Annotated in this window: 18 protein-coding genes and 1 riboswitch; of the genes, 16 read left to right on the top strand and 2 right to left on the bottom strand. The window is 55.7% G+C overall.

The features are described 5' to 3' along the window. The first annotated feature begins 2 nt into the window (after positions 1-2). From QMG93_RS20555 to QMG93_RS20490, 14 genes are all read left to right on the top strand, one after another. Positions 3-452, top strand: a complete 450-nt coding sequence (locus QMG93_RS20555) for a hypothetical protein (protein WP_281939694.1) — start codon at positions 3-5, stop codon at positions 450-452. Positions 453-516: 64 nt separating this feature from the next. Further along, on the top strand, positions 517-3123 hold the full coding sequence (locus QMG93_RS20550) for a hypothetical protein (protein WP_281939692.1): 2607 nt from the start codon (positions 517-519) through the stop codon (positions 3121-3123). A gap of 580 nt (positions 3124-3703) precedes the next feature. Next, complete coding sequence (locus QMG93_RS20545; RefSeq protein WP_281939690.1) at positions 3704-4105, top strand: holin family protein; 402 nt, start codon at positions 3704-3706, stop codon at positions 4103-4105. Further along, positions 4102-4767 carry a glycoside hydrolase family 73 protein gene (locus QMG93_RS20540; protein ID WP_281939688.1) on the top strand — a complete coding sequence of 222 codons (666 nt, stop codon included), beginning with the start codon at positions 4102-4104 and terminating at the stop codon, positions 4765-4767. Before QMG93_RS20545 ends, QMG93_RS20540 begins: the two co-directional genes overlap by 4 nt. A gap of 581 nt (positions 4768-5348) precedes the next feature. Further along, positions 5349-5555: riboswitch (cobalamin riboswitch) on the top strand. Between the two features lie 351 nt (positions 5556-5906). Continuing rightward, the gene (gene cobJ, locus QMG93_RS20535; RefSeq protein WP_281939791.1) at positions 5907-7646 is read left to right on the top strand and encodes a precorrin-3B C(17)-methyltransferase; all 1740 of its coding nucleotides are present in this window, start codon (positions 5907-5909) and stop codon (positions 7644-7646) included. A gap of 68 nt (positions 7647-7714) precedes the next feature. Next, positions 7715-8755 (top strand): sirohydrochlorin chelatase, encoded by a 1041-nt coding sequence (locus QMG93_RS20530; protein WP_281939686.1) that lies wholly within the window; start codon positions 7715-7717, stop codon positions 8753-8755. Further along, entirely contained in the window at positions 8752-9531 is a 780-nt protein-coding gene (gene cobK, locus QMG93_RS20525) for a precorrin-6A reductase (protein WP_281939684.1), read from the top strand. The genes QMG93_RS20530 and cobK overlap by 4 nt, the downstream gene beginning before the upstream one ends. Next, the gene (locus tag QMG93_RS20520; RefSeq protein WP_281939682.1) at positions 9531-10181 is read left to right on the top strand and encodes a precorrin-8X methylmutase; all 651 of its coding nucleotides are present in this window, start codon (positions 9531-9533) and stop codon (positions 10179-10181) included. Before cobK ends, QMG93_RS20520 begins: the two co-directional genes overlap by 1 nt. Before the next feature lie 4 nt (positions 10182-10185). After that, the gene (locus tag QMG93_RS20515; protein ID WP_281939680.1) at positions 10186-11322 is read left to right on the top strand and encodes a cobalt-precorrin-5B (C(1))-methyltransferase; all 1137 of its coding nucleotides are present in this window, start codon (positions 10186-10188) and stop codon (positions 11320-11322) included. A gap of 88 nt (positions 11323-11410) precedes the next feature. Continuing rightward, on the top strand, positions 11411-12661 hold the full coding sequence (gene cbiE, locus QMG93_RS20510) for a precorrin-6y C5,15-methyltransferase (decarboxylating) subunit CbiE (RefSeq protein ID WP_281939678.1): 1251 nt from the start codon (positions 11411-11413) through the stop codon (positions 12659-12661). Further along, entirely contained in the window at positions 12654-13364 is a 711-nt protein-coding gene (gene cobI, locus QMG93_RS20505) for a precorrin-2 C(20)-methyltransferase (RefSeq protein WP_281939677.1), read from the top strand. The genes cbiE and cobI overlap by 8 nt, the downstream gene beginning before the upstream one ends. Further along, positions 13365-14141, top strand: a complete 777-nt coding sequence (cobM, locus tag QMG93_RS20500) for a precorrin-4 C(11)-methyltransferase (RefSeq protein ID WP_281939675.1) — start codon at positions 13365-13367, stop codon at positions 14139-14141. It begins immediately after the preceding gene. Continuing rightward, positions 14141-15379, top strand: a complete 1239-nt coding sequence (locus QMG93_RS20495) for a cobalt-precorrin 5A hydrolase (protein WP_413789314.1) — start codon at positions 14141-14143, stop codon at positions 15377-15379. The genes cobM and QMG93_RS20495 overlap by 1 nt, the downstream gene beginning before the upstream one ends. 76 nt (positions 15380-15455) lie before the next feature. Continuing rightward, a complete protein-coding gene (locus QMG93_RS20490) occupies positions 15456-16841 on the top strand; it encodes a cobyrinate a,c-diamide synthase (RefSeq protein ID WP_281939673.1) in 1386 nt (461 codons plus the stop codon). Positions 16842-16923: 82 nt separating this feature from the next. Here QMG93_RS20490 and QMG93_RS20485 read toward each other — a convergent pair whose 3' ends face one another. Further along, entirely contained in the window at positions 16924-17565 is a 642-nt protein-coding gene (locus tag QMG93_RS20485) for a hypothetical protein (protein WP_281939671.1), read from the bottom strand. A 240-nt stretch (positions 17566-17805) separates the two neighbouring features. Between QMG93_RS20485 and QMG93_RS20480 the strand changes: the two genes are divergently transcribed. After that, on the top strand, positions 17806-18624 hold the full coding sequence (locus tag QMG93_RS20480) for a helix-turn-helix transcriptional regulator (RefSeq protein WP_281939669.1): 819 nt from the start codon (positions 17806-17808) through the stop codon (positions 18622-18624). A gap of 94 nt (positions 18625-18718) precedes the next feature. Then, complete coding sequence (locus QMG93_RS20475) at positions 18719-19096, top strand: VOC family protein (RefSeq protein ID WP_281939667.1); 378 nt, start codon at positions 18719-18721, stop codon at positions 19094-19096. Between the two features lie 157 nt (positions 19097-19253). Here the strand turns inward: QMG93_RS20475 and efeB are convergent, their stop codons facing one another. Beyond that, positions 19254-20564 carry an iron uptake transporter deferrochelatase/peroxidase subunit gene (gene efeB, locus QMG93_RS20470; RefSeq protein WP_281939665.1) on the bottom strand — a complete coding sequence of 437 codons (1311 nt, stop codon included), beginning with the start codon at positions 20562-20564 and terminating at the stop codon, positions 19254-19256. Positions 20565-20679 lie beyond the last annotated feature (115 nt).

Raw genomic sequence — 20679 nt, 5'->3', positions numbered from 1 at the left:
AGATGAAAGAAGCAATCATTGTTGATGCAGACGGTTATATGACAGAAGTAACGCTTGTCGCGGATGATGTGACAGGCGTTTTTCCTATGTTCAAGCCACATCAGATAACAGAAAGTACTGAAGAGTTACAACAACCGTCACCAGAGATAACCGGTTACATTATTGCTATTGCCGTTCCTTCAGGATTGTATAAGCCTAAATTTGATTTCAATGCCTGGGAGCTGTACAACAAACTGCTGGATCCAGAAATTTATAGCAAAAATAGGAATATCATATACAAAAATCTACAAGAGTTAAATTTGTGGATTGAAGGACTAACTTCAGAAGAACCTAACTCTGTCCGTACCCATTCAATTCAATCTGCAGCTACAGAAAAAAATCTGACTTTTACCGAAAAGATGAAGAACAAGCATCAACAGCTAGTGTCGATCTACAAGCGTTTACTTAAATAACTTAGTGCGGAAGAGGGACAAGCCCTAGGGTTAAACGAATCTTAAATAGTGAGGAGGCCTAGAGATGGCCTATAACGCAAAAACGAATTGGCAGTTTGATGAGACTGTCACAGAAAGTGACTTGAACCGCATTGAGCAGGGAATAAAAGATGTTTATACAGAATGTCTAACTAGTTCTCAGCCACAGGAAATCGTACTTAACGCAGGTGTGCAGATCATCGATAGTAAAACTGTTGCGCCACTGACCGATATCCGCATTCGTGGCCGCATGTTGATTAATCTGCTAGGACGAGATGGCGGTTGCGAAGTTGCATCGCGTATCGCATCGTACAAAGCTACTGTTGCGCTAGACTCGACGAAAAAGCTATCTGGATACTTTAGCGCCAAGGTGACGGCTACTGATGCAACAGGTGAATCCGTGGCGGGGACCGCCATGGCAATAAAGTTGCAAAAAGACAAGTCGTATCTACTGCGAGGGTGGGTTTATAACGAAACTTGTCCGACTACACGGTTATACTATGGAAATACGGCGCAGTGGGTGGAAACGTCAATCCAAGGCAAGTGGGTCTTCCTATACAAGAAATTTCGTCCGTCTATTGATGTAACAGGAGTACAAGGCTTAATATCTCCACGCGCTACGTCTGCCGGGCAAACGGCATATATGGATGAGATTGCTATATACGAAATCAGCGCTGCCGAATTCGACGAAATCGACAGTATGACACCGGAACAAGTTGCTGCCCGCTGGCCTTATGTAGATGATGCGAAATCGCTCTACGGCCCATATGTCGAGAAATACGGCAAGAACGTATTGCCACCGTTCGAGCAATGGAACCTTTCTGTAGGATATACTGTCGGTAACATACAATCGGATGGCTATAAACTTACGTTTACCAAGCCTGTGACAGGTTACGCAGCCAGATCGTTCGGTTTTCGTGCCAAGCCGGGCGAGGTATACACGTTCTCCGTCGATGTCGACGTCGAGAATATCGCTGGTAATCCGAACGTCGGTGCGTATTATCAAATACTTCCGTATGATATCGATGGGGTGCTATTGCAGCCGAGTTTGCATGGACCGCCATACGCGTCATCAAATGGGCAACATATATTTTGTAAAACGTTCACCGTGCCGCTGAACGCTGTTCGGATTGTAATTAACGTAGGCGTGGAGAACAATGTTACGGGCAAATTTACTTTCTCGAACCCAATGCTTAACGTTGGGGCCGAGAAGCTTCCATTCACAGATGAAAATAAGACGGAGCGTATCATATTCGGAGGTGTAAGGTTGGCATCTAACGTAGATGGCTCGGTATATGACTCGCTTCATTTTACAAACGGAAAATTTCGGAAAAATATACGTATCAACACCACGTCACTGACAGGAGATCTGAACTGGAGAAGCGAGGAACGATATACGGGGTACACCTGGCTACGTACTGATAACAATTTCCTCGCCCCCCCGATGAGGGATGCCGGTTATCTGATCGATCCAGACGGCGGATCAATGGAGCGTGGTAAGCAGGGGATAGCACCCGTCGCGGGACAGTTTGTTGTATTGGATTCAAGCGACATCAATAGAAACTCCGTTCTCCTTTCCGTGGCTGACTCGATAAGCGGATGGGGCGGTCAATATAAGCCGTCTAAGGAAGAGATAAAGGCATACTTTTACGGTTGGCAATTGCGAGACATGGCGGGCAACGTATGGGACGGTTCTGATAAGTACGACAATAAGCGTTGGTATGCAAAATGGTCACCGGGAGCAGTTTGGGCACCTGTTGGCGGTAATGAGTACACGAAGCTTACAGTACCAACCGAGCCAGCACCGGGATATCGTCCGCATCTTCTGATATACCAGTTGGCCAATGCCGCCTATGAAGAAGTTCGCTATGAGGGAAGCGTAACATTACACGAGGGACTAAACCGCATTTTATTCGGAGAGGGTGCATTGACTCGGGAGAGGGTCCGACCACTGCTCGGTGACCCAGGAGTTTATCGTTTTAACAATACGTACATCGGGGATTCACGCCTTGGGTGGACCGCGTTGCGTTTTTTTGAAATCTATAAGAACGGCCTAGTAGACGGATCCTGGCAGATCAGAGAAGAGCTAGACGCGGACCACGCGCACGGAAAAGTATGGGCATCCATACCATCACTGCTTTATGATCCGGCCAACGTCTACTCGGTCACTTACGAGACGATAGACAAGTGGGCCTTAACACCAAGCATTGTATATGCTTCAGCGCATAGTCCTGCGAACGTCAAGTCTGTGGTCGATACGCTTGTGGCAGAGCATTCTGGCATGGCTGCGCGTGTAGGATCGATTGAAAATGCGTTTGCACTACGTCAACAAATGCGCTGGATCACTCCGTCGTTGCTAAATGGATGGGAAAATTACGAGAACGCTTTTAGTTTAGTCGGCTATTATAAGGACAGCACAGGCGTCGTCCATATCCGCGGGCTAATTCGAGGAGGTGCTATTGGGAAGGCGGTTTTCAGGCTCCCGTCTGGTTACCGCCCTGCCTACACCTTAATAATTGCGGCATGTACAGATGAGGGCGGACAATTCAAACCTGGTCGTGTCGACGTAGATTGGATGGGGTATGTATCCGTCGCTATCGGAAGTAACGGCTATGTCTCGCTCGATAACATTTCATTTTTAGCCGAAAATTAAACAATGGGGAAGCACAAATGAGGCGTTGCTACTTGATATCTTCTGGTTTATTGTGGACGTTATGCTAACAACAGTAGAAACTAATAGCCTCTATTCAGTCTACCGGCTCTTGAAGAAGCGGAGCAAGGTGACAAGAAAAACGCCTTATTAGCTTCCGCTTTAGACGATAATCACGACGTACTGACGGGCTATAACGCAGCCACTGGAAGAAGCCACGGCTCGACCTTACTGAATAGGAGAAGAAGAATGTCATGAAAGTAGAATATTGATCGAATATGTAGCTTACCTGCGTGAACTATACTACGCCTGGAATCGGAACAGAAACCGTCCCGGCAATAGCGCCTAACTATCCGTGTGTGGTACGAAGGGCTGAGAAAAAATTATGAATTAATTATGTGGCTCCGAGTAGGAAAAACCAGCGGCTATGACTTTCAGGCATTCATAATAGTCAACAAGTATGATATAACATGCTCTAAAAACGCATGCAGATCCGCACCTTCGTTTTGAATCACTATTCAAGGTTAGCCCCGATCCCATCGGGGCTATTTTGACGCCTTATTTGGGCTGAAAGGAGGAATACATGGACAAATCCGCGATTGTCAAAACGGGTTTCGGCGTCATTGGCAGCTTCATCTCATGGGTCGTCGGAGGATTTGGATTGGCTTTTACCGTCCTGCTGGGACTAATGCTATTGGATTATGCAACGGGGCTTATGGCTGGATACGTCAGGAAAGAGCTCAGCAGCCGTACCGGAACGAATGGCTTGCTCAGAAAAACCTATATCATCATTCTTGTCGGCTGCGTGTACATGATCGAACTATCGGTCCTTAACTCAAACGGCGTCATCGGGGACGGTGTCGTTATCGCGTACAGCGTCATTGAGTTTCTAAGCATCGTCGAAAATGGCGGGAAGCTCGGGGTGCCTCTTGGGCCGTTGAGCAATGTGATATCTGCGATCAAAGGAAAGGAGGAGCGTCATTGACACGGGAGCAATTTATCGCTGCGGTTGCGCCTGTCGCTGTGGAACTGAAAAGGGAAGGTTCTCCGATCTTCCCTTCGGTTCGGATCGCCCAGGCTTTGCTGGAAACGGGCGGAAAGATCCACGAATGGAACAATCTTGTCGGTTATAAAGTTGGCAGCGGCCGGCCCAATGAATTTTGGAAAGGAAAATCGGTAAGCACCAAGACGTGGGAAGTATATGACGGCGTCCGAGTAGATGGTGTGCAAGCCCATTGGCGAGCCTATGACTGCCTCGAAGATTGTTTCCGCGATCAGGATTTACTTTTTCAGTGGAGTCGGTACGATCGTGTACGAAGTGCCCAGACGCCGCAGGAACAGACGGAGATGCTGCGCGTTTGCGGCTATGCCACCGACCCGGATTACTCTAAAAAGTTAAACCGTTTGATCGCGGGCTATTCGCTTGAACAGTACGATAAGGAGGTAACAGAAGTGATGCTGGATGCAGGAGTGGCCAATACAATTATCGATACATGGATGAGTCCGGCTTGGAAGGAGTCCGAGGCAAAACGCTGCGAGGCGGAACAACAAGGAGACACGAGCACTGCCTCCGCTCATCAACAACAGGCGGATTATATTCATTGGCTCGCAAATGAGCTTCGGAAGGCATCCGGGCAGGTTTCGTAACAAATCGGATGTATAACGAAATATGTTCACCGGTCCCTACTGGCTTCGGCTGGTAGGGATTTTTTGTTTTACTATGATAAAAGGTACCTCGAACCGGAAACATGTGGTTTAGAGGTACCTTGGTTATTTTAAGCTAGCGGCGATTAAGAATGTCTACGCTATGCTCAAGGGTATTTTGCTCGGCTCGAATCTCTTTATTTGCTTTGTTCTGTTCGTCAACATATGAATCAATTGACCGATCATGCGTTCATTGTGATCGAAGCGGGTATGAACCTTGCGGAACTCGTCGTCTACTTTCTCGAGCTTATCATCAATCTTTTGAAACTTCTCGGTGAATTCGTAGTGTTAATACGAACATGATGCGAACATCAAGGTTCCGAATCGCAAATGCTCACTCACGTCTCCCCACGAGCCCCCTTACCAAGAGTCCCCGCTGTACTCACATACATGCATTTACATTGCTTCTATCCAATGGCAGAACAACGACGAAGCCGCTTCCCCAACGCAACTGTAAGGTAGACATGCGTGGGAGAAACATGCTATCATTACACTGTTTCCTAGCAAATGTTTTCTATAATAATTTCATATCATATAGAGCAGGTGCTGATATCCGTTGAAGGCGGAATCGGCTTAAAAGGGAAGCCGGTGAAAGTCCGGCACGGTCCCGCCACTGTAAGCGAGGAGTTTTTTCCGTATCGCGAACGCCACTGTTGCCAAGTCGATGGGAAGGCTGCGGAAAAAGCGATGAGACGTAAGTCAGGAGACCTGCCCGCTCTGTTGCGGCTGTTATTTTCGTCGATGGCCGGCAACGAAGTCACCACAAAACCTACGCGGATAGGGAGGTGTACGGGAGCGGTACAGGACAGGCAGCAAGGCTGGCGATCTGGCGTCACAGCGGCGCTCGTCGCATAAGTCAATGCTGGCTGCACTCGTCTCAGCAACCTAAGCTCGCACAAGCATCTTCCGACAAGGGAGATGCTTTTTTTGTTGCTCTCTCAGTTTATGGAAAAAGAAATCGGCATGAGTCGCTAGTTCTCTGAATAGGTTTATCGCATGGACAGCCGGCTGGAGTACGTCAGTTACAGGCCTCGGAAGTCTTGTACTCCAAGAGGAAGCATACTTAACAGGAGGCGGCAATGATGAAGGGAAAATTGTCAGTCATCGGGTTCGGCCCGGGCAGCTTCGATCATATTACGAAACGGGCAAGGGAAGCGATCCAGGAAAGTGACGTCGTAATCGGCTACAACACGTATGTGGATCTGATCCGGGGGCTTTTGAACGAGCAGCAGGTGGTCCGCACCGGGATGACGGAAGAGGTTAGCCGAGCGCAGGAAGCGGTGCGTCAAGCCGAAGCGGGAAAAACGGTGGCGGTCATTTCGAGCGGCGATGCAGGCGTGTACGGGATGGCCGGGCTCATTTACGAAGTGCTGATGGAAAAAGGATGGCGGCGCGAGGATGGCGTCGAAGTGGAGGTTATTCCTGGCATCTCGGCGATCAACTCTGTGGCTTCACTGCTGGGCGCGCCGGTCATGCACGACGCATGCACGATTAGCTTGAGCGACCATTTGACGCCGTGGGAGATCATCATTCGCCGGGTAGAAGCGGCGGCTTCCGCCGATTTCGTCATTGCGCTGTACAATCCGCGCAGCGGAAGACGCACGCGGCAGATCGTCGAGACACAGCGCGTGCTGCTGCAGTACCGGTCGCCGGATACGCCGGTCGGGATCGTGAAGAGCGCTTACCGCGACCGGCAAGATGTGGTGGTGACGACGCTTGGCAAAATGCTCGAGCACGACATCGGCATGCTGACGACGGTCATCATCGGCAATTCGACGACGGTCGTTTACGACGGGCTGATAATCACACCGCGGGGATACCAGCGCAAGTATACGCTGAACGCCGACGTGCAGCCGCTCCGGCCGCACGAAAGGCTGCGGACGGAAGCGGAGCCTTGGTCGCTGGACGCGCAGCAAGAAGAAGCGTCCAAGAGCATGGGCGAGGAAAATAAAGCGTGGGCGGCTGAAGCGCGTTCAGACGGGCCGAGCGAGTCCGTGAAAGGCCCATACGTCGTTGATTCGATGCTCGATCCGCTGGGCGGACCGGCTTACGGAGCCAGAACGGAAGGCGAATCGCCGTTGGCTCTTGCGCTGGAAGCGCTGCGGCTTGTCGATTCGCACCGGGGCGTTCCCGAGTCGGCTCAAGGCGAGCGGAACGGCTACCTGTTTAAGCAGGAGCAGATCCTGGAGTTTGCCGTAAGCCCCGGGCTTGCGGAAAAGAAGCTGACGGCGCAGCAGCTCATGCTGCTTGCGGAAGTCGTCGGCGAGCATGGGACCATGGAGTATACGCCGCATCATCAGATGCTCGTACGCATTGCGACGTCGGACCCGGAAAGCGTAACCGGAAGGCTTCGGGCTGCCGGACTGCTGCTCGCTCCGGTCGGCGATGTTGCGCAGATCAAGGCTTGCGATTTTTGCAATATGGATAAGGCCGATTCGGTGCCGTACGCCGAAGAGCTGCACCGTCGTTTGGGAGGCATGCGCGTACCCAAGGAGCTCAAAATCGGCTTCAACGGCTGCGGCATGGCCTGCTACGGTGCAGTGAAGGAAGATATCGGAATCGTGTACCGCCGGGAGAAATTCGATTTGTTCCTCGGGGGCAAAACAGTTGGACGCAACGCCCATGTGGCGCAGCCGGTTGCCGAAGGAATCGAGCCGGAGCGTCTGGTCGAAACGATCGAGCGCATTGTAGCGCGTTATGCGGCGGACGGGCATCCGAACGAGCGGTTTCATAAATTTTATAAGCGCATCAAGGAGCTGGAAGGTTACCGGTACCAGGAAGTGCCGGCGTTTCAGATCGAGAACGCGGTATGCGGGGATTAAAGCTTACGCACTCTTTTGAAGCAGCTGCTCAAAAGCAATAAGCAACAGTGAAAATGAGGAGGAAGCAGATGAACGCAGTATTGTTTGTTGGCCACGGAAGCCGGGACCCGGAAGGGAATGAGGAGATCCGGGAGTTTGTCCGTTCGGTGGAGGGCCGTCTGGGGGAGCCGATCGTGGAGACGTGCTTCCTGGAATTCGAGGCGCCATCGATTTCGAAAGGCATCGCGACATGCGTAGCGAGAGGGGCCACGCGGATCGCGGTGGTGCCGATTACGCTGTTTGCGGCCGGCCATGCCAAGCTGCATATTCCGGCAGCTATTGATGAAGCGAGACTGAGATACCCGGCGGTGCAGTTTATGTACGGCCGTCCGATCGGGGTGCACGAGCTGGCGCTGGATATTTTGATCTCCAGGCTGACGGATGCGGGCGTGGACGGCTTGGCAGGGGACGACGATACGGCGCTTCTCGTTATCGGACGCGGCAGCAGCGATGCGGATGCCAACAGCGATTTATACAAAATCTCACGGCTGCTCTGGGAGCGGCTTAAGGTAAAATGGGTGGAGACGGCGTTTATCGGAGTGACGGCGCCGCTGGTGGACGAAGGAATAGAACGCTGTATCCGGCTTGGGGCGAAGCGGATCGTCCTGCTGCCTTACTTTTTGTTCACCGGCGTGCTGATCAAGCGGATGGAGCAAATGACGGAAGCTTTTGCGCAGACGTATCCGGACCAATCGTTCGTGCTGGCGGAATACTTCGGGTTCCACCCGACGCTGCAAACGATTTTGCTGGAGCGGGCCCAAGAAGCGCTCCAAGGCGAAACGCGAATGAACTGCGATATGTGTCAATTCCGTCTTGAAGCGATGAAGCATATGGACCACCATCACCATCACGATCACGAGCATGGGCACGATCATCACCATCATCACCACCATGACCACGATCACGACCATGAGCACCACCATGACCACGACCATGATCATCATCACGACCACGACCACGAGCACCATCATGCGCACTCTCATGATCACGATCACCATCAGCCGGAAAGCGGCAGCACGAAGCCCGCGGGGCCGTCAGAGGCGGCTGCGTCGAAAGAGGTGCTGTCATGATCGTCGTGCTGGCCGGGACGAGCGACGCCCGGGAGCTGGCGCTGCTCATCCGCGCGGCGGGCTATCCGCTCGTCGCCACTGTCGTGACCGAGAGCGCGGCCAAAAGCCTCGAAGAAGCGGGGCTCGAGGTGCGCATGGGCCGGCTTGACGCAAACGGCTTGGCCGATTTGATCCGCAGCCGCGGCGCCCAAGCGGTGGTCGATGCGAGCCATCCGTTCGCGGAGGAAGCCTCCCGCAACGCGATGGCGGCGGCCGAGCAGGCAGGGGTGCCATACATCCGCTACGAGCGTGAGCGCGGATCGTACGATGGGCACCCGCGGCTGTTTTTCGTCGACGATTACGAAGAGGCGGCTGATCTGGCGGCGCAGAAGCGAGGCGTCGTCATGCTGACGACGGGAAGCAAGACGCTGCAAATTTTCGCCGAGAAGCTGATCGGATTGCCGGATACGACGCTCGTGGCGCGCATGCTGCCGCGCAAGGACAATATGGAGAAATGCGAGCAGCTTGGCCTAGAGCAGAGGAACATTATCGCGATGCAGGGGCCTTTTTCCAAAGAGCTGAACCAAGGGCTGTACAAGCATTATGGCGTCAACGTCATCGTCACGAAGGAAAGCGGCAAGGTCGGCGCGGTGGAGGAAAAGCTGTCGGCGGCGCTCGAAATGGATATCGATACGATCGTTATCGGCCGGCCGCAGCTGGAGTACGGCGAAGTGTACTCGGATTTTGAAGGCGTCACGAACGCGTTAAACGCATTATTTCAGGAGGTGCGCGATTAATGGATTTTCGCACGGAATTTAAACCGCTTACCGTTCAACCGCAGGAAATCGAGGAAAAAAGCTTCGAAATGATCACGGAGGAGCTTGGCGAGCACGACTACACGGAAGAGCAGTTCAAGGTCGTGCAGCGCGTCATTCACGCGTCGGCGGATTTTGAGCTCGGGCGCAGTCTGGTGTTCCATCCCGATGCGATCCGCGCCGGAATCGAAGCGATCCGCAGAGGCAAGCCGGTGGTGGCGGACGTGCAGATGGTGCAGGTCGGCATCAGCAAGCCGAGGCTGGCCAAATACGGCGGCGACGTGCGGGTATACATTTCGGATGCGGATGTGATGGAGGAAGCGAAACGCCTGAATACGACCCGGGCGATTATTTCCATAAGGAAAGCGGCGCGGGAAGCAGACGGCGCGATTTATGCGATCGGCAATGCACCGACGGCGCTGCTGGAGCTGATCCGTCTCGTTAAGGAAGGGGAAGCGCGTCCGGGACTGATCGTCGGCGTGCCGGTCGGCTTTGTGTCGGCGGCCGAGTCCAAGGAAGAACTGCTGAAGCTGGACGTGCCGTTTATTACGAATATCGGGCGGAAGGGCGGCAGCCCGGTCGCGGTGGCGACCGTCAACGCGCTGTCGCTGCTCGCCGAACGGCAGGGATAACGCGATGGCGGACGGCGGGGAAAAGGAAACGAAGCCGCTCCGGCATGGCTATACGACGGGCGCCTGCGCGACGGCGGCGGCTCAAGCGGCGCTCGAGGCGCTGATTGTACAAGAGTCCCAGACGCAGGCGACCATTCGCCTGCCGATCGGGCAGGACGTGACGTTCGAAATCGTCGCTTGCGCTTACGCGTCCGATTGGGCGTCCGCCGAGGTGATCAAAGACGGCGGCGACGACCCGGACGCCACGCACGGCGCGCGGATCATCAGCGAGGTGTTCTGGCGCGAAGCGCCCGGGATCGAGATCGACGGCGGCGTCGGGGTCGGCCGGGTGACGAAGCCGGGGCTGCCCGTCGATGTCGGACAGGCGGCGATCAATCCGGTGCCGCGGAAAATGATCCGCGAAGCCGTCGAAGCGGTGCTGAACCGCTATGAGCTGCATCGTGGCGTGCGCGTGGTCGTCTCCGTGCCGGACGGCGAGGAGATTGCGAAGAAGACGCTCAATGCCCGGCTGGGTATTCTCGGCGGCATCTCGATTTTGGGGACGCGCGGCATTGTGGTACCGTTCTCGACAGCCGCTTACAAAGCGAGCGTCGCGCAGGCGATCCGCGTAGCGGTCAAGGGCGGCTGCAGCCACGTGGTGCTGTCGACCGGCGGGCGCAGCGAGAAGTTCGGCATGGAGCTGTATCCGGAGCTGCCGGAGGAAGCGTTTGTCGAGATGGGCGATTTCGTCGGCTTTGCGATTCAACAATGCGCACGGCAGGGTATTAGCAAAATTACGCTTGTTGGAATGATGGGTAAATTTTCCAAAGTGGCGCAGGGCGTCATGATGGTTCATTCGAAGAGCGCCTCGGTCGACTTCGGATTTCTGGCTCGTATGGCGGAGGAAGCGGGAGCGCCGGAGGCGGCTGTCAAGGAAATTTTGGAAGCGAATACGGCGGCGCAGGTCGGCGATCAGATGCAGGCGCTGGGTTGTACCGCATTTTTCGACGTGATGTCCGGCCATTGCTGCCGGGAGTCGCTGCAGGAAGCGGGAGCGTTTGGACCCGAAGCGAAGCTGCGGACGCCGCTGGAAGTCGAAACGGTGATCATTTCGATGAAGGGCGCGCTGTTGGGGCGCAAAAGCATGACGAACGAGGTTTAACGGTCTGCTTGTGCTTGCATAGAGGGCTGCGATTGACCGGACTCGGACTCCGGCAGGCAGGAGAGCGAGAAGGAAAGGGGTATCACGAATGGGAGAGAAAATCGCAGTGATCGGGATTGGCGACGACGGAGCGGCGGGTTTGCCGCAGGCATATCTCGACCGGATTCGGCAAGCCGAGCTATTGATCGGCGGGGAGCGGCAGCTGCATTTTTTTGTCGATACCGCCGCTGAAAAGGTCGTACTCAAAAGCGGGCTGTCCGAGCTGACGGAGCGCCTGAGGTCGGAAACCCGGAACGCGGTGGTGCTGGCTTCGGGCGATCCGTTGTTTTACGGGATCGGAGGTTATTTGGCTGGCAAGCTGCCCGGGCGGGTGGAGGTTTACCCGCAGGTGAGCTCACTGCAGCTTGCTTTTGCGCGGATGGGCGAGAGTTGGCAGGACGCCGTAGTCGTCAGCGCGCACGGACGCAGCATACAAGGGTTAGCGCAGCGGATCGACGGCGCGAAGAAGGTGGCGCTGCTCACGGACGAGCACAATACGCCGGGGGCGATTGCGCGCTATTTGCTCAATTACGGCATGACCGAATACGACGTGTTCGTCGGCGAGAACCTCGGCGGACCGGGCGAGCGGACGGGCTGGTTCGGGCTGCAGGAGCTGGCGGATACGGCGCAGGCGTATTTTTCGCCGCTCAATGTCGTCGTGCTGCGGATGCGCAAAGACGCCGCGCAGCCGCGCTGGGCGCTCGGCATCGAGGATGGAGAGTTCGCGCAAAGGAAGCCGGACAAAGGGCTCATCACGAAAAAGGAAGTCCGTGTGCTTAGCTTGGCTGCCCTGCAGTTGAAGCGGGATAGCGTCGTCTGGGACATTGGCACCTGCACAGGCTCGGTCGCGATTGAAGCGGCGAAAATATGCCGCGAAGGCGCGGTGTACGCCATCGAGAAGAACGAGGGCGATTTGGACAATTTTCACGAGAACGCCCGTAAATTCCGTACGGACATTACCGCTGTGCACGGCAAAGCGCCGCAAGGGCTGGAGCAATTTCCAGATCCCGACGCGGTCTTTATCGGCGGCAGCGGCGGCGAGCTGCGCGAGCTGCTCTCCGTATGCTGTGCCCGGCTGAAGCCGGAAGGGCGGATCGTGCTGAACGCGGTGACGATCGAGAATTTGTCCGCCGCGGCGCAGGCTTTTGCCGCGGAAGGGTTCGTAACGGACATAACGCTGACCCAGGTGAGCCGCAGCAAGCCGATTTTGGACATGACGCGGTTTGAAAGCTTGAATCCGGTATACATCATTGCAGCGCGGAAGCGGACGGATAAAGGAGAGGACGGAACGGATGAGTAAGCTGGGCACGTTGTACGGATTGGGCGTAGGGCCGGGGGATCCCGAGCTGATTACGGTGAAGGCGTTCCGCCTGCTGAAGGAATCGCCGGTGATCGCCTACCCCCGCAAAAAATCCGGGGCCAAGAGCTACGCTTTGGCGATTACGGAGCTGTACGTCGACACCCGGGAGAAGGAAATGGTCGGCCTGACCTTCCCGATGACGAAGGACCGCGAAGCGCTGGAAAAGAAGTGGAACAAGACGGTCGACACGGTATGGGGCTATCTCAGCCAAGGAAAAAATGTCGCGTTCGTCACGGAAGGCGATCCGATGCTGTACAGCACGTACATTCACCTGATGCGGCTCATGAAGGAGCGTCATCCCGAGGTGGAAGCGGTATCCATACCTGGGATCTCGTCCGTGCTTGCCGCTGCGTCAAGGCTCGGTCTGCCGCTGGCGGACGGAGACGAGCAGGTGGCTGTCATCCCGGCGACCGACGATTACGATGCGATGCGCCGGGCGATTGAAACGCACGATTGCGTCGTATTCATCAAGGTAGCGAAGGTCATCGACCTGATGCTGACCGTGCTGCGCGATCTGGGGCTGGTCGACAAGGCGGCCGTCTTGACCAAAGTAACCTCTGCGGAGGAGCTGATCTGGCGCAACATTGAGGAGCTGGCCGGACGGGAGTTGGAATATTTGACGCTGATGGTGGTGAGAAAATAGATGAAAATTTATATTATCGGAGCAGGTCCAGGCGACCCGGATTTGATCACCGTCAAAGGACTTCGCATTCTGCAGGAAGCGGACGTCGTGCTGTATACGGATTCGCTCGTTAATGAGGAACTGATTGCCCGGGCGAAGCCGGGGGCGGAGGTTCTGCAAAGCGCAGGCATGAGCCTGGAGGACATGGTCGCGGTCATGACCGACCGCGTCAAAGCGGGCAAGCTCGTCGCCCGGGTGCATACCGGCGATCCGGCGGTGTTCGGGGCGATCATGGAGCAAAAGGCGCTGCTCGCCAAAGAAGGCATCTCCTGCGAGATCATTCCGGGCGTCAGCTCGGTGTTTGCGTCCGCAGCCGCGGTCGGCGCGGAGCTGACGATCCCGGATCTGACGCAGACGCTGATTTTGACGCGGGCCGAGGGACGCACCCCGGTGCCGGACCGCGAGCAGTTGAAGGAGCTGGCGTCGCATCACTGTACGATCGCGCTGTTCCTTAGCGCAACGCTGACCAAAAAAGTCGTGCGCGAGCTGACCGAAGCCGGATGGAGCCTCGATACACCGGTAGCGGTCGTGCAGCGGGCGACATGGCCGGATCAATTGATCATCCGCACGACGCTGGAGAAGCTGGACGAGGATATGCGGACGAACGGCATCCGCTCGCATGCGATGATTTTGGCCGGGTGGGCGCTTGACCCGAATATCCACGAGAAGGACGAATACCGCTCCAAGCTGTACGATAAAACGTTCACTCACGGTTACCGCAAAGGAGTGAAGGAATAATGAGCGCAAAGGGCGGAGACGGAGAGCGGAACGGGATGGTGACGGCATCGATCGCAGCTTCGAAAGGAGCGGCAAGCAACTCGCCAGAAGCTGCAGCAAGCGAAGCTCAGCCCATTGTTCTGCAAGAAGGCGTAATCCCCACGGTCCGCTTGAGCGGCGATTACGCCGTCATCGCGATTACGAAGCACGGCGTGGAGCTGGCGCGCCGTTTGCAGAGCACGTTTTCCCATGCGGACGTATATTACATGTCCAAATTCGCGAGAGGCGACGAGGCGGCCAAAGGCATCCAATTGTTCGAGGGCAGCGTGCGGCTGCTGTTTCCCGCGCTGTTCCCGGCGTACAAGGGCATCATTTGCATCATCTCGCTGGGCGCGGTAGTCCGGATGATCGCGCCGCTGCTGGAGGACAAAAAGAAAGACCCAGGCATCGTCGTCATCGACGATAAAGGGGAGCACGTCATCAGCGTGCTGTCCGGCCATCTCGGCGGTGCGAACGAGCTGACGCGCGAGGTGGCGGCGGCGCTGGGCGCGAGACCCGTGCTGACGACCGCGTCGGACGTGCAGAAGACGATCGCCGTCGACCTGTTCGGTCGCCGCTTCGGCTGGACGTGGGAATCGGCCGACAAGCTGACGCCGGTCAGCGCTTCCGTCGTCAACGAAGAGCGCGTAGCCGTCGTCCAAGAGTCCGGTGAGCCGGACTGGTGGCTGTACGACACGCCGCTGCCGCAGACGATCCGGGTGTACGGCGACGTGCGGAGCGCGTTGGCCGACGAGCCACAGGCGGCGTTAGTCGTCACGCACCGGCTGCTGGAGGCCGACGAGGAAGCGATTCTCGCCAACGGCGTGCTGTACCGGCCGAAGGTGATCGCGCTCGGCATCGGCTGCAACCGTGGAACGGCGGCGGAGGAGATCGAAGCGGTGATCCGCGAGACGCTCGAAGAGCTGCGCTTCTCGATCCGCAGTGTCAAAGCGGTCTGCACGATCGATCTGAAGAAGGACGAGGAAGGGCTGCTCGCCGTCTGCGCCAAATACGGATGGTCCCTCGAATGCTATACGCCGGGCGAATTAAACGAGATGCCGATGGAAGAGCCGTCGGACACGGTGTTCAAGTTTACCGGCGCTTACGGAGTCAGCGAGCCCGCGGCCAAACGGTACACCGGCGCGGACCGGCTCGTGCTGACCAAAAAGAAAAGCGGCAACGTAACGATTTCCGTCGGCCTCCTGGCGTTTGGGAAGTAACCACGCGCGCGGCTGCTGTACGGAAGCACAAAAACGGAAATTTCAGCTTTGCAGCGGAAAGGAGCCGATAAACCTCATGAGCGAATCTAGAGCGCACCGAAGCCTCGTCGTTGCCGGAACGGGAAGCGGAGCGGGCAAAACGACCGTTACCCTAGGACTCATGGCGGCGCTTCGCCGCCGGGGAATGACGTTGCAGGGCTTCAAATGCGGCCCGGACTATATCGATCCGACGTATCATAAAGCGGTGACGGGGAGACCGTCCCGCAATTTGGACAGCTGGATGCTGACCCCGGACACGGTGAAGGAAATTTACGCCCGGGCTTCCCGTGATGCGGATATTTCGATCATCGAAGGCGTGATGGGATTTTACGACGGCAAAGATCCGTTGTCCAATACGGGAAGCACGGCGGAAATCAGCCTGCTGCTGGATTGTCCCGTTTTGCTCGTCGTGAACTGCCAGAGCATGGCCCGCAGCGCCGCAGCCATCGTCAAAGGCTTCCAGTGCCTTGAACCGCGCGCCCGCATCGCCGCCGTATTCGCCAATAAAGTCGGCAGCGACGGGCATTACCGGATCGTGAAGGAAGCGATCGAGCAGGAATGCGGCATTCCCGTTATCGGATACATGAAGCGGGAGGACTCACTTTCCGTCCCCGAACGGCATCTGGGTCTGGTGCCGTCCATCGAGCGCGGGGAGCTCGGCGGCTTGTTTGAAGCGCTGGCCGACCGGATCGATCAGACGGTCGATATGGACCGTCTGCTGGAGCTGGCGCAAGCGTCCGAGCCTCCGGCCGTCCCGCAGCCGCGCTTGTTCGCCGAGCCGTCCCACCGTTACCATGTAAGGATGGCGGTCGCCCGGGACGCCGCATTTCATTTTTATTACCCGGAAAATTTGGAGCTGCTGGAGCTGTACGGGGCGGAGCTTGTCTATTTCTCGCCGCTGGCGGGCGAGCCGCTGCCGAAAGATGTGCAGGGCTTGTATATCGGCGGCGGATTCCCCGAGGAGTTCGCCGAACGGCTAAGCGCGCAGACGCAGGTCACCGACTCGATCCGCAGCGCCGTGGAGAGCGGGCTTCCGACGCTGGCCGAATGCGGGGGCTTTATGTATTTGACCGGAGCGATCGGAGATACGCAGGGGAGAAGTTACCCGATGCTGGGCCTCGTCCCGGGTCAAGTGACGATGCAGACGAAGCTGGCGGCGCTCGGACTACGGGAAGTCACGGGGGCGGAAGGCAACTTTTTGCTGCCCGCAGGGGAGACGGCCCGCGGGCACGAATTCCATTACTCGGTCTACGAGCCGCAGTCGGAGCTGCCTCACGCTTACGAGACAAAGGGACTGCGCGGCGCGAAAAAGGACGGCTGCCTGCTCCATCGGACGGTAGCCGGCTACACGCACTTGCATTTTGCTTCGAACCCCGGCATCGTGGCGCGCTGGCTGGAATGCTGCGAAGCCTACAGTCAATAGAATGCAAAAAGAGGGCTAACCGGCGGTCTGTCGCACGACACGTCGATTGGCCCTTTTTGGCGTATATGGCATCGTCAAAATGTTAAATCGTCCATTGGTCATGAACGATGCCGACCAAATACCAAGCCTCAGCGTGCTGTTGGAAAACGAGCCTCAAACTGCTCCAGCCCATTTCGTTATGGTCCGCATCGCGGCTGAAATGGGTCTCGACAAAGATCGAATTCGGATACGCCTCACGAATGTTAATGACCGAGTTGCCCTGCATCACGAGCTCGTTGTACCCGATTTTTTCCGGCTGCGCATAATCCCGGTCGTACACGAAACGTTTGTAATAATCCGGGAACGTCAGCTGAATCGGAGCGCCACTGCCGTCATAGGTCCCCCAAGTATACACGGTTTTGTCTTGAGGGAGCGGCTTAAGCTGCTCGGCTTTAAAAACCAAATCGTGCTTTACATCGACTGTGGCATACGGGGAGAACCGGACACCTTTTTTCGGATGGATGTACGGCTGAAGTTGGTTCATATCTTGATGCTTGAGTGCTTTAAGGACGGCTTCCGCTTGTTTGGCAATCATCTTTTTTGTCTCGTCCGGCGATACCATATCGGTCCCCTTTACACCCGGCTCGTCTAGGGATAGGGTCTTTGAATAAGAACCTGGTGGCAGGGAGGAGACGACCGGAGCGAGAAGCAGCGTCAGCACCAAAACAACCGTCTGGATAAGCACGAAATCTCACCTCTTTTCTCATCGAAAATTAACTGGTACACGATGGCTCAATTAGATAATCATAATGTAAGATAACGCTGTGGCGTTGCTGACAAAATCGTTTTGTGCATGTATGCTTAAGAGACTTAGTAAACGTCTCGGTGGATCAAACCATTGCCAGTCAGCTAAGCACCCGTCATTGTACTCAGCTCCAAACAACGAAAAATTTTGGAAGCGTTAGAGTGGCAAAGGAAGGTTGAAATGATGTATTCCTATCGTCCTGTACAATCGCCAAAATTGCAGCCGGAGCTGCATCATCCGGGGTACATCTACCGGGAATATGTGCCGAGCCGTCAGTTAGCATCGCATATTGCTTGTTATTGGACAATGGATTTTCAGGCCGGCGCCGGGAATCCATGGCATCGGATCCTCCCGGACGGCTGTGTCCATATTATCGTGGATCTTCATTCCCCCTCTTACGGAAAGGCCGCGTTTGTCGATGGGCTATCGACCCGTTACAAAGTTTTACATTTCACCAAAGCGCGTTCGGTGTTCGGCATCCGGTTATATTCGGAGTCGGCCCGGGCTTTTTTAAAATATCCGCTCTCGGCGTTTGTTGGACGCCATGTTTTTCTGGAAGAGATCTGGGGCGTTGATGGGCGGCTTATGGCCGAAGAAATAATGGCCGCAAATACCGCTTCGGACATTATTGCAATCGTTGAACGCAAACTAAGCCAAATGCTGGCTTGCAGCGATATGTCTACCCCTTCCCTAGTGTACCAAAGCACGCAATATATGTACGAATTCAAAGGGAATCTGTCCGTAACGGATTTGGCCGAAAAAGTTAATTTCAGCGAACGGCATCTAAGAAGGGCATTTGTTCGGGAACTCGGCGTGAGCCCGAAGGAGATGCTGGGAATCGTTCGGTTTCAAAGCTTATTGCAGGAGTTTTCTAGCGGCGGCTATTCCAGCTTGACCGACCTGGCGCTGAAATACGGTTACTATGATCAGTCGCATTTTGCCAAAGACTTTGCACGTTATTACGGGCTGCCGCTAAAACGAATTACGAAAAAGGGCTGAAGAAGTCCGTTTTTTACTATTTTGACTGTCCATATAAGATATATGATAGGAGGGTGAAAAGAAAACCAAATCGCAACGATTGGAGTGGTGAAGCATGGCGGTTAAATTGAAAAGAATCGGGATTTTCGTGAAGGATATGAGAAAGGCTTTGGATTTCTACCGCATGTTGGGTTTGGAAATACCGAAAAGCGCCGACGAAGAAAAGCACGTCGAGGTGGAACACAACGGGCTTCGCTTGGCCGTGGCCACACGGGAATCGGCGCAAGTAGTTTATGGTAGCTGGGAAGAGCCTTCCGGATATCGAATCGAGCTCGCCTTTCAGTGCGCCAGCCGCGAAGCGGTGGACGAGCTGTACCGTCAATTGACGGAGCATGGATACATCGGACATCGCGAGCCGTTGGATGGTTTCTGGGGAGAGCGCTACGCAATCGTTCAGGACCCTGACGGCAATCTGATTAGTCTTGCCGCTTAGCGTAAATATATGAAAATATTAAAGCCACTCCGTCGTGAGTGGTTTTTTGGCAGGTTTCATACGGCCTACATATCGTTACGTATATTACATACCCGCAATACGATCCGATAAAACGGCCCCGCCTCGTTTTCCTGCGACAGAGGAGTTCGCACCGGAATTAACGATTCCCGGAGCGAAGCAGCGTCTCGCCGACAAATCCGCCTTCTCCCGCACCCGGCGGACAAGCGAATACGGCGCTGGATACGTGCGCTGTGAATTTATTGAGCGCATCCAGCTTCGCCAGCAGGGATAGCATGGGGATGAACTGCTGCTTGACGCTCCGCTGAAAGCTCATAAAAAAGAGGCCGGCTTCCCACTCGCCTGTCCCAGCATTGATTCCGTCGACGTAGGAATAAGCCCGGCGAAGCATTTTCGTTCCCGCGCTGCGGGCCAGCCATACATGCGAGCTCGCCGGAAATTGGCTCAGCGGAGCCGGGTCGAATTCGTTCTTTTTGCCGAAAGGAGCGCCGCTCTCCTTCAACCGGCCGAAGGTGATCTCCTGCTCGGCCAGCGTTGCTTGGTCCCACGGCTCCAGAAACATGCGGATCTTGCGCGCGACCAAATAAGTGCCGTTCGCCATCCATGCGGGCGCGTCGGACGGCGCTACCCAAACGTGCTGCGATCTCGCCGCATCCGAATCGAGCTCGCGGTTGGCCGTGCCGTCCTTGAACCCAAAAAGATTTCTCGGCGTCTGCCCGTCAGGGGCTCCGATGTAGCCGTTCTGAACCCACCGGATCGCCGCGGTGCCTTTGGAGGTTTTGGCCAAGTTGCGGATCGCATGGAAAGCGACGCCCGGATCGTCCGCGCATGCTTGCACCCCGATATCTCCGCCGCTCCATTGCGGGTTGAGCCGGTCGCCGGGCATGGTTGGAATTTCGGATAGCTCGGCCGGCTGTTCGGAGGCGAGGCCGAAGCGGTCTTTGCCGTTGCTTTGGAACAACGTGGGCCCGAACCCGAATGTGAGAGTCAGCTTCGAGGGGGAAAGCCCCTTCGTTTCTCCGGTATCCGCCGGGGTCGAGGTGACGTTTCCGCTTTCTTTCAGAGGTTTCCCGGCTGTCATGAGAGCGCCGGCCGCGGACCATTCTTGCAATAATTTCATTAGCTGACCGGCATCCTGATGCAAAATATCGAATGCGGCGAAGCATACGTACTGCTGCTGAGGAGTGACGATCCCGGCCTGCTGCGGACCGTAAAATGGGATGGCATCGCCGGCATCCGCTTGAGGCTTCGTCGCCGACATGCCGAAGCCCGGGCCAGGATCGGCGCGCTTAAGAGACATTAGGGTTGCCATCCCGCTCATGCCCAGCACAACGCCGGTTCCGGCAATGGCAGTCAGTTTCAGCATCTCGCGACGGCTGATCGATTCACTCCCCGCCTCCGGGCGGTTCTCCCCGGCTGCGTTTTTTTCTTCTTCTGGCGTACTGTTCATTGGAAAAGCCCCCTTTTTATACATTCAATCCTGGCAAGTCCCGGTGGTGTTTCGGTAAAAATGGTATCGAGCCGCAGCTCTTTCTGCGCTAATCGGTATAATGGCTCTTGTAGCG

The sequence above is a fragment of the Paenibacillus tyrphae genome (assembly GCF_027925525.1).
Lineage (GTDB): Bacteria > Bacillota > Bacilli > Paenibacillales > NBRC-103111 > Paenibacillus_G > Paenibacillus_G tyrfis_B.
The sequence above is the reverse complement of the archived record's forward strand: the minus strand, read 5'-3'. Positions and strand labels throughout refer to the sequence as shown.